At 36.3% G+C, this 14,736-nt stretch carries 13 protein-coding genes, 1 pseudogene and 2 riboswitches; of the genes and pseudogenes, 8 read left to right on the forward strand and 6 right to left on the reverse strand.

Going from position 1 to position 14,736, the window contains the following annotated elements; all coding sequences use genetic code 11:
• Positions 1–81: 81 nt before the first annotated feature.
• Together metC and metI are read right to left on the reverse strand one after the other, a co-directional pair.
• Complete coding sequence (gene metC, locus V7S50_RS00495) at positions 82–1,245, reverse strand: cystathionine beta-lyase (protein WP_242252244.1); 1,164 nt, start codon at positions 1,243–1,245, stop codon at positions 82–84.
• Positions 1,242–2,354, reverse strand: coding sequence for a cystathionine gamma-synthase/O-acetylhomoserine thiolyase (gene metI, locus V7S50_RS00500; protein ID WP_242252243.1), 1,113 nt, complete (start codon positions 2,352–2,354; stop codon positions 1,242–1,244). Before metI ends, metC begins: the two co-directional genes overlap by 4 nt.
• Before the next feature lie 93 nt (positions 2,355–2,447).
• Positions 2,448–2,557: riboswitch (SAM riboswitch) on the reverse strand.
• 203 nt (positions 2,558–2,760) lie between these two features.
• A riboswitch (SAM riboswitch) is annotated at positions 2,761–2,870 on the forward strand.
• A 70-nt stretch (positions 2,871–2,940) separates the two neighbouring features.
• Between metI and V7S50_RS00505 the strand changes: the two genes are divergently transcribed.
• The 6 genes from V7S50_RS00505 to V7S50_RS00530 all read left to right on the forward strand — a co-directional run bounded on the left by V7S50_RS00505 (position 2,941) and on the right by V7S50_RS00530 (position 10,641).
• Entirely contained in the window at positions 2,941–4,773 is a 1,833-nt protein-coding gene (locus V7S50_RS00505) for a bifunctional homocysteine S-methyltransferase/methylenetetrahydrofolate reductase (protein ID WP_063222951.1), read from the forward strand.
• Positions 4,773–8,171: a methionine synthase gene (gene metH / locus V7S50_RS00510; protein WP_242252241.1), complete on the forward strand. Its 3,399-nt coding sequence runs from the start codon at positions 4,773–4,775 to the stop codon at positions 8,169–8,171. The genes V7S50_RS00505 and metH overlap by 1 nt, the downstream gene beginning before the upstream one ends.
• A gap of 18 nt (positions 8,172–8,189) precedes the next feature.
• Positions 8,190–9,248: an undecaprenyldiphospho-muramoylpentapeptide beta-N-acetylglucosaminyltransferase gene (gene murG / locus V7S50_RS00515; protein WP_242252239.1), complete on the forward strand. Its 1,059-nt coding sequence runs from the start codon at positions 8,190–8,192 to the stop codon at positions 9,246–9,248.
• A 95-nt stretch (positions 9,249–9,343) separates the two neighbouring features.
• The gene (locus V7S50_RS00520) at positions 9,344–9,604 is read left to right on the forward strand and encodes a DUF3966 domain-containing protein (RefSeq protein ID WP_242252238.1); all 261 of its coding nucleotides are present in this window, start codon (positions 9,344–9,346) and stop codon (positions 9,602–9,604) included.
• A gap of 92 nt (positions 9,605–9,696) precedes the next feature.
• Positions 9,697–10,071 (forward strand): nucleoside 2-deoxyribosyltransferase, encoded by a 375-nt coding sequence (locus V7S50_RS00525; RefSeq protein ID WP_063222954.1) that lies wholly within the window; start codon positions 9,697–9,699, stop codon positions 10,069–10,071.
• An 81-nt stretch (positions 10,072–10,152) separates the two neighbouring features.
• Positions 10,153–10,641, forward strand: coding sequence for a hypothetical protein (locus V7S50_RS00530; RefSeq protein ID WP_242252237.1), 489 nt, complete (start codon positions 10,153–10,155; stop codon positions 10,639–10,641).
• A gap of 36 nt (positions 10,642–10,677) precedes the next feature.
• On the opposite strand, the gene V7S50_RS00535 is transcribed toward V7S50_RS00530, so the two are convergent.
• Entirely contained in the window at positions 10,678–10,989 is a 312-nt protein-coding gene (locus V7S50_RS00535) for a hypothetical protein (RefSeq protein WP_242252235.1), read from the reverse strand.
• A gap of 252 nt (positions 10,990–11,241) precedes the next feature.
• Here V7S50_RS00535 and V7S50_RS00540 point away from each other — a divergent pair, with 252 nt between their 5' ends.
• Together V7S50_RS00540 and V7S50_RS00545 are read left to right on the forward strand one after the other, a co-directional pair.
• Positions 11,242–11,457, forward strand: coding sequence for a DUF3912 family protein (locus tag V7S50_RS00540; protein ID WP_001008320.1), 216 nt, complete (start codon positions 11,242–11,244; stop codon positions 11,455–11,457).
• 87 nt (positions 11,458–11,544) lie between these two features.
• Positions 11,545–11,936, forward strand: a pseudogene (locus tag V7S50_RS00545) (hypothetical protein).
• Positions 11,937–12,015: 79 nt separating this feature from the next.
• On the opposite strand, the gene V7S50_RS00550 reads toward V7S50_RS00545, so the two are convergent.
• From V7S50_RS00550 to V7S50_RS00560, 3 genes are all read right to left on the reverse strand, one after another.
• Positions 12,016–13,410 (reverse strand): L-cystine transporter, encoded by a 1,395-nt coding sequence (locus V7S50_RS00550; protein WP_001094341.1) that lies wholly within the window; start codon positions 13,408–13,410, stop codon positions 12,016–12,018.
• A 107-nt stretch (positions 13,411–13,517) separates the two neighbouring features.
• Positions 13,518–13,760, reverse strand: coding sequence for a DUF2626 domain-containing protein (locus V7S50_RS00555; protein WP_000440713.1), 243 nt, complete (start codon positions 13,758–13,760; stop codon positions 13,518–13,520).
• A 125-nt stretch (positions 13,761–13,885) separates the two neighbouring features.
• Positions 13,886–14,581, reverse strand: coding sequence for a helix-turn-helix transcriptional regulator (locus V7S50_RS00560; protein ID WP_242252234.1), 696 nt, complete (start codon positions 14,579–14,581; stop codon positions 13,886–13,888).
• Between the last annotated feature and the right edge of the window lie 155 nt (positions 14,582–14,736).

The raw sequence follows: 14,736 nt of genomic DNA on the forward strand, positions 1-14,736 counted from the left end.
TGAACTATACGAAAAGTAAAAAGTATACTCGAAAACATAAAAAGAAGATATGAAAATTTAATTTCATATCTTCTTTTCTCTCTATGCATTTACAGGCTCTTCTACATAAGAAAGGGCATTTTCAAAATCGGATATTAAATCATCAACATTTTCAAGGCCGACAGATAAACGAAGTAATGAATTAGAAATCCCTCTTTCATCACGAGCTTCTTGCGACAGTGCTGCATGTGACATTTTAGCTGGGTAGGAAAGAATCGATTCGACAGCTCCTAAACTAACTGCAAAGACAGGTAATTTTACTTTTGATAGAAATTGGCGGAGTGCATCTTCTGACTGTAAAGTGAAAGATAGGACAGCTCCGGCTGATGTAGCTTGAGATTGTTGAATATCAAATCCAAGATGTGTTTGTAAGCCAGGATAATAGACGTTTTGAACTTTAGCGTGCTCTTGTAAATAATGTGCAATTTTATTGGCGTTTGCAGCTGAATGCTCAAGGCGTACATGCAATGTTTTTAGACCGCGAAGTACGAGAGAACAATCTTGAGGTCCTAAAATAGCGCCGAATGCATTTTGTAAAAATCCAAGTTTTTGAGCAAGTTCGGCATCTTTTACGACCGCTAATCCGGCAGTAACATCACTATGACCAGCAATGAATTTTGTAGCACTATGAAGAACGACATCTGCTCCAAGTTCAAGCGGTTTCTGGAATAGTGGTGTCAAAAATGTATTATCAACAAAGGTAAGAGCGCCAATAGATTTTGCAAGCTTAGAAACAGCGCGAATATCTGTCACCTTTAAAAGCGGGTTAGAAGGTGTTTCTACATAAAAGAGCTTTGTATTTTGTTTAATGTTGTGCTTTATTTCTTCTAAATTAGTCATATCAACAAATGTATGTGAGACACCGTAACGGGAGAGTACTTCAGTTATCATTCGGTAAGTGCCTCCATATACGTCTTCTGAAATGAGTACGTGATCACCTTGTGAAAGAAGGAGGAATGCAGTAGAAATTGCTGCAATGCCTGATGCAAATGCGAATCCTTTTGTTCCGCCCTCTAATAATGCAATGATGTCTTCAAGAGCTTCACGAGTTGGATTACCAGACCTGCTATAGTCATATTTCCCGAACGTATCTACATCAAACTGATGGAATGTTGATGTGTTATAGATGGGAACGTTAACAGCTCCTGTTTGTGGGTCATGTTTATATTGGTTGTGTAGTAAAAGTGTATCTATAGAATAACTCATATTCTTACACCTTCTTTTACAAGTTTAATGGCATGCTGTAAGTCTTGAATTAAATCGTTACTATTTTCAATGCCAACGGAAAATCGAAGAAGACGATTACATACACCGTTTGCTGTTCTGATTTCTTCAGGAATATCAGCGTGTGTTTGTGTTGCTGGATATGTCATCAAACTTTCAACACCACCGAGACTTTCAGCAAATGTAATTAAGGATAAAGATTGTAAGAAAGGATTAATCCATGTTTCATCTTTAAGACGAAATGAAATCATGCCGCCTCTTCCAGGATAAAATACATCTGTCACCCCGTCCTCATTATTTAAATAAGCAACAACTGCTTTTGCATTTTCTTCATGTTGTCTCATGCGAAGAGCTAACGTTTTCATACCACGAATTAATAGCCATGAGTCAAATGGGCTTAAGACCGCACCAGAGGCATTATGATAATGAGCGATTTCCTCACAAAGTTCCTTTCCTTTTGCAACGACAAGTCCGCTTAGTACATCGTTATGTCCTCCTAAATATTTCGTTGCACTATGAAGTACAATGTCGGCACCTTCTGTTAATGGCTGCTGTATATAAGGCGTGTAGAATGTGTTATCTACAATAAGAAGTAGTCCGTGTCTTTTCGCTACAGTTGCGACAGCGGCAATATCAGTAACTTGCATTAATGGATTTGTCGGAGTTTCTATGAAAATAGCTTTCGTTTCAGTGGTGATAGCTTGCTCAATTCGTTTAATAGATTGTGTATTTACGTATTTACATCGAATGTCCCACTTTTTTTCGTGCTCAGAAAATAATCGATAAGTGCCCCCGTATAAATCTTCAGATACAATAAGTTCGTCTCCGGAGCGGAATAGGGAGAGGACGAGGAGAGCAGCTGCCATCCCTGAACTACAGGCATAACCTTGTTCGCCGTATTCTAAATCTGCAATTGCCTGTTCTAAAAGGCCGCGAGTTGGATTACCAGTTCGTGAATAGTCAAAACCAGTAGATTTACCAATTCCTTCATGACGATAAGCGGTTGAGAAATAAACAGGTGGGTTAACCGTTCCTGTTGTAGTTTCGCTACGATTTCCGATTTGTGCTAGTTTTGTTTCAATTGTTGACATGTGAAAATTCCTCCTTTTTAAATTAACAATTAAGTGAATGTAAAATAAAAAAAGCCTTCTAAGAAGAAGGCTTTCGGTTTGAATAGAGTCTTCTTCTTATCTGTCAAATCTTTCACAATTTGCTGGAATTAGCACCTTATTAACAAATGTTAATGGTTGCTGAGGCGTCATAGGGCCAGTCCCTCTACCTCTCTAGATAAGAATGTTCGTATGAAATTTTATTATGTTTTTAACTTTACAACAAAAGATAATTGAATTGCAACTTTATTTTAAATAATTTTTATTTTTCCACAACTGTCATTGACTTTTGCATTTGTGCGTGCTAAATTTATTAAAAAATTAACAAACATTGTTAAAAGGGGAACGTATTTCCTTTTAGCTACATAAATAAAATAATAAAGACAAACTCTTATTGAGAGCGGTGGAGGGAAAGGCCCTGTGAAACCCGGCAACCTTCAAACGAAATGTTTGAAACGGTGCTAATACCTGCAAAACGAATGTTTTGCATAATAAGAGGAGGAACAATTATGTCCCCCTCTTCAAAGTGAAGAGGGGGTTTTTATATTGATAGAAATGAGGGAGATTTGTGAAATTACTAGATTTATTATCAAAAGGAATTGTAATAGGTGATGGTGCGGTTGGGACGTTATTACATTCACATGGTTTGCAAAGTAGTTTTGAAGAGTTAAATATATCCGATCCAGATTTAATTATATCGATTCATAAGCAATATGTAGCTGCTGGGGCAGATGTGATTCAAACAAATACGTACGGAGCAAATGAAGCGAAATTACGTATGTATGGTTTAGAAAATCAAGTTACTGAAATTAATAGAGCGGCAGTAAAACTGGCGAAAGCATCTGTGACAGATAGAAATGCAATTTTAGGAACAATTGGCGGTATGAAACATATTGGAGCCGTTACAACTACTGATATGGAAAGGGAATTTATGCTACTTGAGCAGGCAAGTGCTTTACTAGAAGAACAGGTTGATGGACTACTATTAGAGACTTTTTATGATGAGTTTGAATTACTTCATGCTGTTCAGGTGCTACGAAAACAAACGAATATCCCAATTGTAGCTCAATTAGCGTTACATGAGGCAGGTACGACTCAAAATGGAAATGATGTAAATGAAATCTTAAAACAGCTTTTAGATTACGGTGCCAATGTCGTTGGATTGAACTGCCAACTAGGGCCACTTCATATGACGGAAGCTTTTAAAATGATATCGATTCCGCAAAATGGTTACTTGTCAGCATATCCAAATGCAGGTCTTCCAAATTATGTGGAGGGACGTTACGTATATGAGGGAAGTCCGGCTTATTTCGAAGCGATGACACCGAAATTTATTGAGCAAGGTATTCGGTTATTGGGCGGTTGTTGTGGTACGACTCCAGAACATATTGAAAGTATGAAACGGGCTACTCTAAATGTTACGCCTGTAATAGAAAAGGATACGATTCAAAGACCGAAAGTAGTGCATACACACGAGAAACGTTCGAAAGCTCATGTCACTTTAGCGGAGAAAGCAAAAAAACAAACGACAGTAGTAGTGGAATTAGATCCACCGAAAACGTTAGATACACAGCGGTTTTTTGAAGGGGCGAGAGCATTGAAAAGAGCTGGGGCGGACGCTATTACTCTAGCAGATAATTCATTAGCATCGCCTCGCGTTTCGAATATGGCAATGGGAGCATTATTAACGAAGCATGATATTCCCGTATTGACGCATTTAACGTGTAGAGACCATAACGTCATCGGGCTACAATCTCATTTACTAGGCTTATCAGCATTAGGTATGGAAGAAGTGTTAGCTTTAACAGGTGATCCAGCACGCGTCGGTGATTTTCCAGGTGCCACTTCTGTATATGATTTGTCCTCTATTGAGCTCATTAAAATGATTAAAGAAATGAATGATGGGCGCTCTATTTTAGGGAAATCAATAGGCCCAGCAACAAGGTTTTCAGTGGGAGGTGCGTTTAATCCGCATGTAAGACATTTAAAAGCAGCGGTTAAGCGAATGGAACGGAAAATAGATGCTGGAGCGGAATACTTCTTAACTCAGCCGATTTATGATATCGCGTTAATTGAAGAAGTGTATGAAGCAACAAAGCATTTGGAACAACCTATTTTTATTGGGATTATGCCATTAATAAGTAAACGGAATGCAGATTTTCTTCATTTTGAGGTGCCGGGTATTACACTTCCTGAGGAAATAAGAGAGAGAATGGATGGGCATGAAACGAAAGAGGCAGCAATTGAGGAAGGGATTCATATTTCACAAGAATTGATCGATGCGGCGATGAAATATTTTAACGGCATTTATCTTATTACACCATTTCTAAAATATGAAATTACAGAACACCTTGTTAAATATGTGAGAGAAAAGCAAGAAGTGAAAGAAGGTATTAATTGATGAAATGTATAGAAGAGAAATTACAAAATAACATTTTAATATTAGATGGTGCAATGGGAACAATGATTCAGCAAGAGGACTTAACAGCGGAAGATTTCGGAGGTGAAGAGTACGAAGGCTGTAATGAATATTTAGTAGAAACAAGACCAGATGTTATTTTAAAGATTCATAAAGCTTATATTGAAGCCGGGGCGGATATTATTGAAACAAATACATTCGGGGCGACAAATATTGTATTAAGTGATTATGCGTTGTCCCATTTAGACGAGGAATTAAATGAGAAGGCAGCGAGTTTAGCAAAGCAAGCTGTTATAGAAAGTGGGAAGGAAGTATATGTTGCGGGAGCAATGGGACCGACAACGAAAGCGATTAGTGTTACTGGTGGTGTGACGTTTGAAGAATTAATTGAAGCTTATACACGGCAGGCAAGAGGATTGCTGAAGGGAGAAGTTGATGTATTACTCGTTGAGACGAGTCAAGATATGCGTAACGTGAAGGCTGCTTATATTGGAATTCAAGCAGCTTTTGACGAACTAAATAAAATTGTACCTATCATGATTTCAGGAACAATTGAACCAATGGGAACGACTCTGGCTGGGCAAACAATTGAGGCTTTTTACTTATCGGTAGAACATATGAAGCCATTATCTGTTGGATTAAACTGTGCGACTGGTCCAGAGTTTATGAGAGATCATATTCGTTCACTATCTGATTTGTCGGAGTGTTACATTTCTTGTTATCCAAATGCAGGTCTTCCTGATGAAGATGGACATTATCATGAATCTCCATCTTCTCTCGCTGAAAAAGTGAAGCGATTTGCTGAAGAAGGATGGGTTAATATTATCGGTGGTTGTTGTGGCACAACACCAGAACATATAAAAGCAATGAAATCTGCGTTAGATTCGCTTAATCCGCGTGAACATCATGAACGAGAAGGGCATGGGGTTAGTGGATTAGAGGCACTGCAATATGATGATTCTATGAGACCGTTATTTGTAGGTGAAAGAACGAATGTTATTGGGTCACGTAAATTTAAAAGATTAGTAGCAGAAGGGAAATTTGAAGAAGCTGCTGAAGTCGCAAGAGCACAAGTGAAGAAAAATGCTCATATTATTGATATTTGTATGGCAGACCCAGACCGGGATGAAATAGAAGATATGGAAAACTTCTTGGCAGAAGTTACGAAAGTGTTAAAAGTACCGATTATGATTGACTCAACAGATGAAAATGTGATGGAGCGAGCTCTTACTTATATTCAAGGCAAAGCTGTTATTAATTCAATTAATTTAGAAGATGGAGAAGAACGATTTAAAAAAGTGACACCACTTCTTCAGAAATATGGTGCAGCTATTGTTGTGGGAACAATTGATGAAGACGGTATGGCAGTAAGTGCGGAACGAAAACTTGAAATTGCGAAAAGAAGTTATGAGTTATTGACGAAGAAATATGGTATACGTCCGTCAGATATTATTTTTGATGCACTTGTATTTCCAGTAGGTACAGGTGATGAAGAATATATTGGCTCGGCGGCAGCAACGATAGAAGGGATTCGCCTTATTAAAGAAGCATTACCAGAGTGTTTAACGATTTTAGGTGTAAGTAACATATCATTTGGTTTACCACCAGCTGGACGCGAAGTATTAAATTCCGTCTTTTTATATCATGCAACGAAAGCAGGATTAGATTACGCGATTGTGAATACGGAAAAATTAGAACGCTATGCGTCAATTCCTGAGGAAGAAAAACGTCTTGCAGATGCATTACTTTTTGAAACAACGCAAGAGACGTTAGAAAAATTTACAAATTTTTATCGCGCGGCAAAAAAGAAAGATGTCGTTATCCAAGAAACATTAACTCTTGATGAGCGACTAGCAAATTATATTGTAGAAGGTACGAAACAAGGGTTACACGAAGATTTAAGCCTCGCACTTACTGAAGGAAGAAAACCTTTGGATATTATTAATGGCCCACTTATGACAGGAATGGATGAGGTGGGACGATTATTTAATAATAATGAGCTTATCGTTGCTGAAGTATTGCAAAGTGCTGAAAGTATGAAAGCTGCTGTAAGCTATTTAGAGCCACATATGGAATCTAGCGATAGTGCAAAAAAAGGGAAAGTATTATTAGCGACTGTTAAAGGTGATGTGCATGATATTGGGAAAAATCTCGTTGAAATTATTTTAGCGAATAACGGATATGAGATTATTAATTTAGGAATCAATGTACGTTCGGATCGAATTGTTCAAGAAGTACAAGAAAAGAAGCCTGATATTATAGGTCTTTCTGGTTTGTTAGTAAAATCGGCTCAACAAATGGTAACGACTGCAGAAGATTTAAAAGCGGCGGATATTGATATTCCGATTGTTGTAGGCGGGGCAGCGTTAACGAGAAAGTTTACAGATAATCGTATTTCGCCATCCTATAAAGGGCTCGTATGTTATGCAAGTGATGCAATGACGGGGCTTGATATTATTAATAAGCTTCAAAAAGAAGAAGAGCGTGAGAAGATGAAGCAGGATAAAAAGGAACGTCATCTTCATATTGTAACAAAAGAAGAGAAGAAAGTAGAAATTCCAGCAGTAATTGAGCCATTACCAAAATCAGAGGTTATGGTGCCTGATTCAATAAAACGAATTGTATTACGAGATGTTCCTGTTTCACATCTCGCACCATTTCTGAATAGACAAATGCTACTTGGACATCACCTTGGATTAAAAGGAAGTGTGAAGAAGCTTTTGCGAGAGGGAGATAAAAGAGCGCACGAATTAAATGATTTAATAGACGAATTATTGCAGGAAGGACAATCTTGGTTAAAACCAAAAGCAGTGTATCAATTTTTCCCAGCGCAAAGCGACGGACAAAATATTGTAATATATGATCCAGAAGATCATACACGTGTCATAGAGCGTTTCACATTCCCGAGACAAGGAAAAGCACCATATCGTACTTTAGGTGACTATTTAAGACCAATTGGAGATGAAATGGACTATGTTGCTTTCCTATCCGTTACTGTTGGGGAAGGCGTTCGGGACATTGCTGAAGAGTGGAAGGCGAAAGGTGATTATTTACGCAGTCATGCCATTCAATCGTTAGCGCTTGAACTAGCAGAAGGACTTGCTGAAAAAACACATATGCTCATTCGCGATCGCTGGGGTATTCCAGATTCGCCAGAATTGACGATGGAAGAACGCTTCCGTACGAAATATAGAGGGATACGCGTGTCCTTCGGTTATCCAGCATGTCCAGAACTTGCAGATCAAGAAAAGCTATTTCGCTTAATTCATCCAGAGGAAATAGGTATTTCATTAACGGAAGGATTTATGATGGAGCCAGAAGCGTCTGTAACGGCTATGGTATTTTCTCACCCCGAGGCAAGATATTTTAGTGTATTATAGTCTAGAAGGGGGAGACGTATGAAAAAAATAGTCTTTACAGGTGGCGGTTCGGCAGGGCATGTAACACCTAATTTAGCCATTATTCCATATTTAAAGGAAGACAACTGGGATATTTCTTATATTGGTTCTCATCAAGGAATTGAGAAAACGATTATAGAAAAGGAAGGCATTCCGTACTATAGTATTGCGAGTGGAAAGCTACGCCGTTATTTTGATTTAAAAAATATAAAAGATCCTTTTCTTGTAATGAAGGGTGTTATGGACGCGTATGTAAGGATTCGAAAACTCAAACCAGATGTGATTTTTTCAAAAGGTGGTTTCGTATCTGTACCAGTCGTAATTGGAGGATGGCTAAATAGAGTACCAGTCTTATTACATGAATCTGATATGACGCCAGGACTAGCAAATAAAATTGCGCTCCGTTTTGCTTCGAAAATATTTGTTACATTTGAAGAAGCTGCGAAACATTTACCGAAAGAAAAAGTAATCTATACAGGATCACCTGTACGTGAAGAAGTATTAAAGGGAAATCGTGAAAAAGGTTTAGCATTTTTAGGTTTTTCACGTAAAAAGCCAGTTATTACAATCATGGGAGGAAGTTTGGGCGCAAAGAAAATTAATGAAACGGTTCGAGAAGCGTTACCAGAACTTCTGAAAAAGTATCAAATTGTGCATCTTTGCGGAAAAGGTAATCTTGATGAAAGTTTACAAAATGAAGAAGGATATAGACAATTTGAATATGTACATGGAGAGCTGCCAGACATATTAGCGATAACAGATTTTGTTATTTCGCGTGCGGGGTCCAATGCCATTTTTGAGTTTTTAACATTGCAAAAGCCAATGCTGCTAATTCCGTTATCGAAATTTGCAAGCCGTGGAGATCAAATATTAAATGCAGAGTCTTTTGAAAGACAAGGATATGCCTCTGTACTGTATGAAGAAGATGTGACTGTGAATTCTCTTATAAAGCATGTTGAAGAGCTATCTCATAATAATGAGGCGTATAAAACCGCATTAAAAAAATATAATGGAAAAGAAGCGACTAAAACAATCATTCACCATATTTCAGAGGCATGATGAAAAAATCATGTCTCTTTTAGTAGGTTGAAAGATTCCAAGAAACGGTGTTTTTATGTTACAATAACAAATGGTTAGTAGGGAAATTCCAATTAATGAAGCGTGAAAATACGAATGGATTAGGAGTGACTGTGTTGGAGCTAAGTCTCTATGAAAATACTGCACTTATTATATGCTTTGTGTTGTACGTTGGTAGTGTTATTGTTTATATTTCAAGGAAATTTTCGCAAGAAAGAGAGCTTGAAAAATCAGAGATAACAGCTGAACTAGATATGTTAGCTGATGAAAGTTATAAAAAGCAAAAAATAAAAGAAGATCATGAAGCATCCCATCATTTAAACGCAAATAAGTTTTAAAGATGGGTATTTTTTTTGAAATCGTTTTTTATTATATATAGCAAGTAACGCTAAAAAGGAGTTTCCCGTATATAAAGAAGGGGTGTATATAAATGGATTTTTATATCGCTTCAGGATTCAAAAATAAACATCTTGTACGTTCTATAGCAAATGAACTGAAACACGCAGGATGGCATCATACATATGATTGGACAAGAAACGAAAGAGCAGTAAATCAAGAACAATTAAGAGAAATTGGCCAGGCAGAAAAGAATGCTATCAAAGAAGCGGATGTCTTTTTACTTATATTAGATGGCGGAAATGGGAGTCATACAGAGTTTGGAATGGCGATTGCGCTAGAGAAAAAGATATATGTATATCATGAAGGAAATCCGCTTCAAACAACGTTCTATCATTTGCCAGAAATAAATATTTTTGAAGGCGATGCAGCTGAATTTGCATCTCACGTTATGAATCATGTGAAATAATAGTAATTATCTAAAAGGTTATAAAAGCGATCTTTTGGGTACAGTGATGATAAGAAAAAGTATATAAAGGAGTTACATTATATGAAATTAGAAAATGGATGGGAAACGAGCTTTTTAGAAGTTGTACAAGGTAGTGAATTTAAGAAAGATGCACTTCTTAGTCAATTGCTCTGTGAGGATAGTGAAGAAGTTGAGGAGCTTGTTGATGATTACGGGTATGAAGAGATTATTGAACGTGAACATGATGATGAGTTAGCAGAAGTTTTAGGCGAAGAACTGTTTAGTGAGATGGAGCGATACGTATTCTTATCTTCACAGCCAGAAGAAAAACTTATTTCATTCGTAAATGGATTAGGTTTTCATGTGTTAGATTGGATCGTTCTTCTTGAAACAGAATTTGGCATTGATAGTGCACACTTTACGTCGGACGCCGTGAAAATGTTAGAAAAGCGTTTTAGACAATTTCCATACATAGAAGATAAGACAATTTTTGATATGACATTTGGAGAAGCAATGGATGTATTACAATCCATTACAGGATTACAACTGAAGGAAAAGATGAACGTATAATGTAAAAAAAGAACGTGATATCCTCACGTTCTTTTTTTACATTATAATAATTTTGTCATCTAGTTTTGTTTGTCCGCTAAGAAGTGCGTTTAAATATTCCACTTTTCTTATACAGGCTTGTATATGTCTTTCAACCTCTTGTAACTCTCCTTGGTGATGTGTTTCAATTGGATGAATTTGTACGTTGAATTTTTCGAATTGACTACTATATGTTATTTCTGCATAGCCGCTCATAATATCCGTTTCGTTATGAAATAAAAATTGCTTCGTTTTGTCACAGAATGATACATCCTGAAACCCATATACTTTTAATGCTTCAATTACTTTTTTTATCGTTTTTGTATTCATTTTTTAACCCTCTTTACGAAGTTCTACTTATATATTATAACATAAAAAATTACATAGAAAGCGCTTCCAAGTGTATTTTATTATAAACTTTACGTTTCAATCACAAAAATGAAACAAAGAAAAAATAATTGTAAAGAAGGAAGGACTCTTTTATTGTTTCGTCATATATATAGAGAAATAGTGCAATGAAAGGAAATTTTCCGAGGTGGAGATCGTATTTCCAATTTGAGCGCAGTAAAAGAGGTGAAAATCTTGAACTTTGATATTGTAGGACAAAAAGCATATATAAAAGATGGAGCGCATCGGAACCGAATTGGAATTGTAAAGAAAAACGAGACAAAATTAGAATCGCAGTTTGCTATTGTAATTGGAGAACAAAGCATTGATGTAGAGCTCAAGGATATCGTGTTAGTTGGAGTAGACGTAGGACAATTTCATAAATGGTGCGAACAAAATGGTTATTTGTGAAAAGGACGGGCTGTGAGATAATGAAATATATTTGAGGAAAGAGAATATGTTATTGTATTCTCTTTTTCCGTGTTTAAGGAGATGGAAATGAAGTATAAAGAACGGGATTTTACATTGGAGCTAAAAGAGAAAATTCAGTGTGTGGAGAAGGAAATAAAGCGAATATCACTTAAACTGTATAAAGAGTATTCGCATTTATACATAGAAAAAACATGGAATTAGATATGGGATTTGCAAGAGAGAAAGAGAATCCCTTTGAGGTGGGATATAATTCATCAGTTGCTATAGCTATATTAGATGAAGAAAAAGAGATGATTGAATTTCACAATATTTCAATTTGGAAATGCGAAAGAATTTTTTTAGGAATGCCAATTCAATCAAACATTTTGTGGAGTAAGAAAGTAGGAGAACTTGTTGATGAATCTTGTTATGAGATTGAGGAAGAGTTAAAAGAGCAACTAGAAGAATATTTGGTGTGATAATTCTCAAGATAAGATCTATAAAGAGGGAACGGAATAAAAAAGACGCTAACAAATGTATGTTAGCGTCTTTCTTTCATTATGAAGCAATTTCACCAGTTTTTGTATCATCTTGATTGTACGTATCTTGATCTAATTCACCAAGCCATTTACTTGAAATAAGACCTGCTGTCATAGAACCACTTACGTTAAGAGCTGTACGACCCATATCGATTAATGGTTCAACTGAGATAACAAGAGCGACAATACCGATTGGTAAGTTCATTGTAGATAGTACGATTAATGCTGCGAATGTTGCACCGCCACCAACTCCGGCAACACCGAATGAGCTAATCGCAACGACAGCGATTAAAGTTAAAATAAATTGTGGTTGTAATGGATCAATTCCTACAGTTGGAGCGACCATCATTGCAAGCATTGCTGGATAAATACCTGCGCAACCGTTTTGTCCGATAGATACTCCAAATGATGCTGCGAAGTTTGCAATTCCTTCAGAAATACCAAGTTTTTCTTTTTGAGCTTCAATATTTAATGGCATTGCGCCAGCACTAGAGCGAGATGTGAATGCAAATGTTAATACAGGGAACACCTTTTTCAAATATTGAATTGGATTTAAACCAGAGAGAGCAATTAATAATAAGTGGATAACGAACATTACGATAAGTGCTACGTAAGACGCTAACACGAAGTTACCAAGTTTTAAAATAGCATTTATATCGCTACCAGCAACTGTTTTTGCCATAAGAGCTAATACGCCGTAAGGAGTAAGGCGTAAAATTAATGTTACCATACGCATTACGATTGCATATACAGCATCAAGCATCTTCTTAAATAGCTCTGCTTGTTCTGGATATTTTCGTTTTACACCTATAAAGGCTATACCGATAAATGCTGCAAATATTACAACAGAAATTGTTGATGTTGGACGAGCACCTGTTAAATCAAGAAACGGATTTGTAGGTAACAACTCTAATAATTTATCTGGAATTGTTGTTTTCTCAATAGAAGTAAATCTTTCTTCAACTAACTTCAGACGAGCAGATTCTGCATCACCTTGTTGTAGGCCTGTTGCTGATACATCAAATCCTGCACTTGCAGCGATACCGACAGCTGCAGCGATTCCTGTAGTAAGAATTAAAATTCCGATAATAAGACCACTAATTTTACCAAGATTTTTCGTTAATTGTAATTTTGTAAATGCTGAAATAATAGATACTAAAATAAGTGGCATAACGATCATTTGAAGCAATTTCACATAACCGCTACCGATTAAGCCAAACCAAGTATTTGATTCAATGATGACTTTAGAAGTAGGCTCATAAATAAATTGTAATATAAGACCGAAGATAATTCCGACTCCTAAAGCAGTAAATACACGTTTATTAAAAGATACATGCTTACGTTGCATATAGTATAATACGCCAACTAAGATGAGCATGACTGCAACGTTAATTCCGACAAGCAGTGTATTCATGTTGATTCCCCCTAATTCCAATCTGTTATATAGAATATAAGGTAATAAAACCTATAAGTCAACTAGGAAATTGCGGAATTAAAAAAAAGATGGCAAAATGCCATCTTTTAATGTCCAGCCCCAGGGACAAGCAAGAACGTCGTGTAGTATGTAAATCCTATGAAGAAAACAGTTAAATATGCCCCGAATACGTATATATACATACGCTCTGTTAATTTTAAATAGCTTAAAAGTACGAAGAATCCTGTTTGTCCTAAAAATAGTAGTGCGGTCGAGTGCATATCCCCTACGTAAAACATAACCGAGAAAATTCCAGTCCAAAAGCCGAGAACGCGAAACATGCGCTCCATGCCATCTCCCTCCTTTTCTAAAAAAAGTAAACCTCACTTCATTATAGTTTATTTTTCTTACTATTGTAAATATTCGTTCATATAAAAAGAAGCCAATTATAATTGGCTTCTTTTTATACGGAAAATTAAATTGTTAGTTTATAATTACAAGATTTACATCCATCCAGTAAACTATCATTTCGTGTTAATTCCGTGTTAGGGAATAGGATTTCAAAAATCCCTTTCATCATATCTCCGTGCATATTACAAATTTCAGTTGGATGATGAACAGCAACTTCTTTAAATGGACAATTGTGTACATCATAGAAAATTTTCGTTTCATCTGCACTTAATTCAAATGCCGGTGATAAGCCAGCTGTTGAGAAAGCTTCTTTTGCAATTTGAACTTTTTGTTCCACTGTTAAAGCATCTTCACTCACATTTAAGCGCTGCATATGTTGTTGCATTAATTCGGCCCCGAATTGTTTTCCTGTTTCGTATAGCGCTTTTTCACCAGCAGCACCAAGGCTAAGTAAAGAATTAAATGCTATTCTTGCTAACAATTGATAGTCACGGAAGGGGAATTGTAATTGGATAACATCATCAGATAATACATATAATCTGCTTGGTCTTCCGCCTTTTCCTGTTTTCTTTGTTTCCGATTTAAGCATATGAACATCTTCTAATTTAGATAAATGTAAACGTGCTACGTTTGGATGAATGTCAAACTCATCTGCAATTTCTTGTACAGTTACGTAACTATGTTTTTGAGAAATATATTTATAAATGTAATAACGAGTTGGGTCAGATAATACACCTGTAATTTTTAAAGCTTGTTCCATGAGGATCTCCACCTTTATCACTTTATCCAAGATAATAACATTATAATACAGATAAACATGAGTATAGGTAATTTCAGACAATAATTCAGAAATTGTTCATAATTTCACAAACATATTTTTCCTTTTTTACCTAGTGAAAATACAAAAATGCCGAT

Source organism: Bacillus sp. CCNWLW194 (genome assembly GCF_037120585.1).
GTDB classification, from domain to species: Bacteria; Bacillota; Bacilli; order Bacillales; family Bacillaceae_G; genus Bacillus_A; species Bacillus_A basilensis.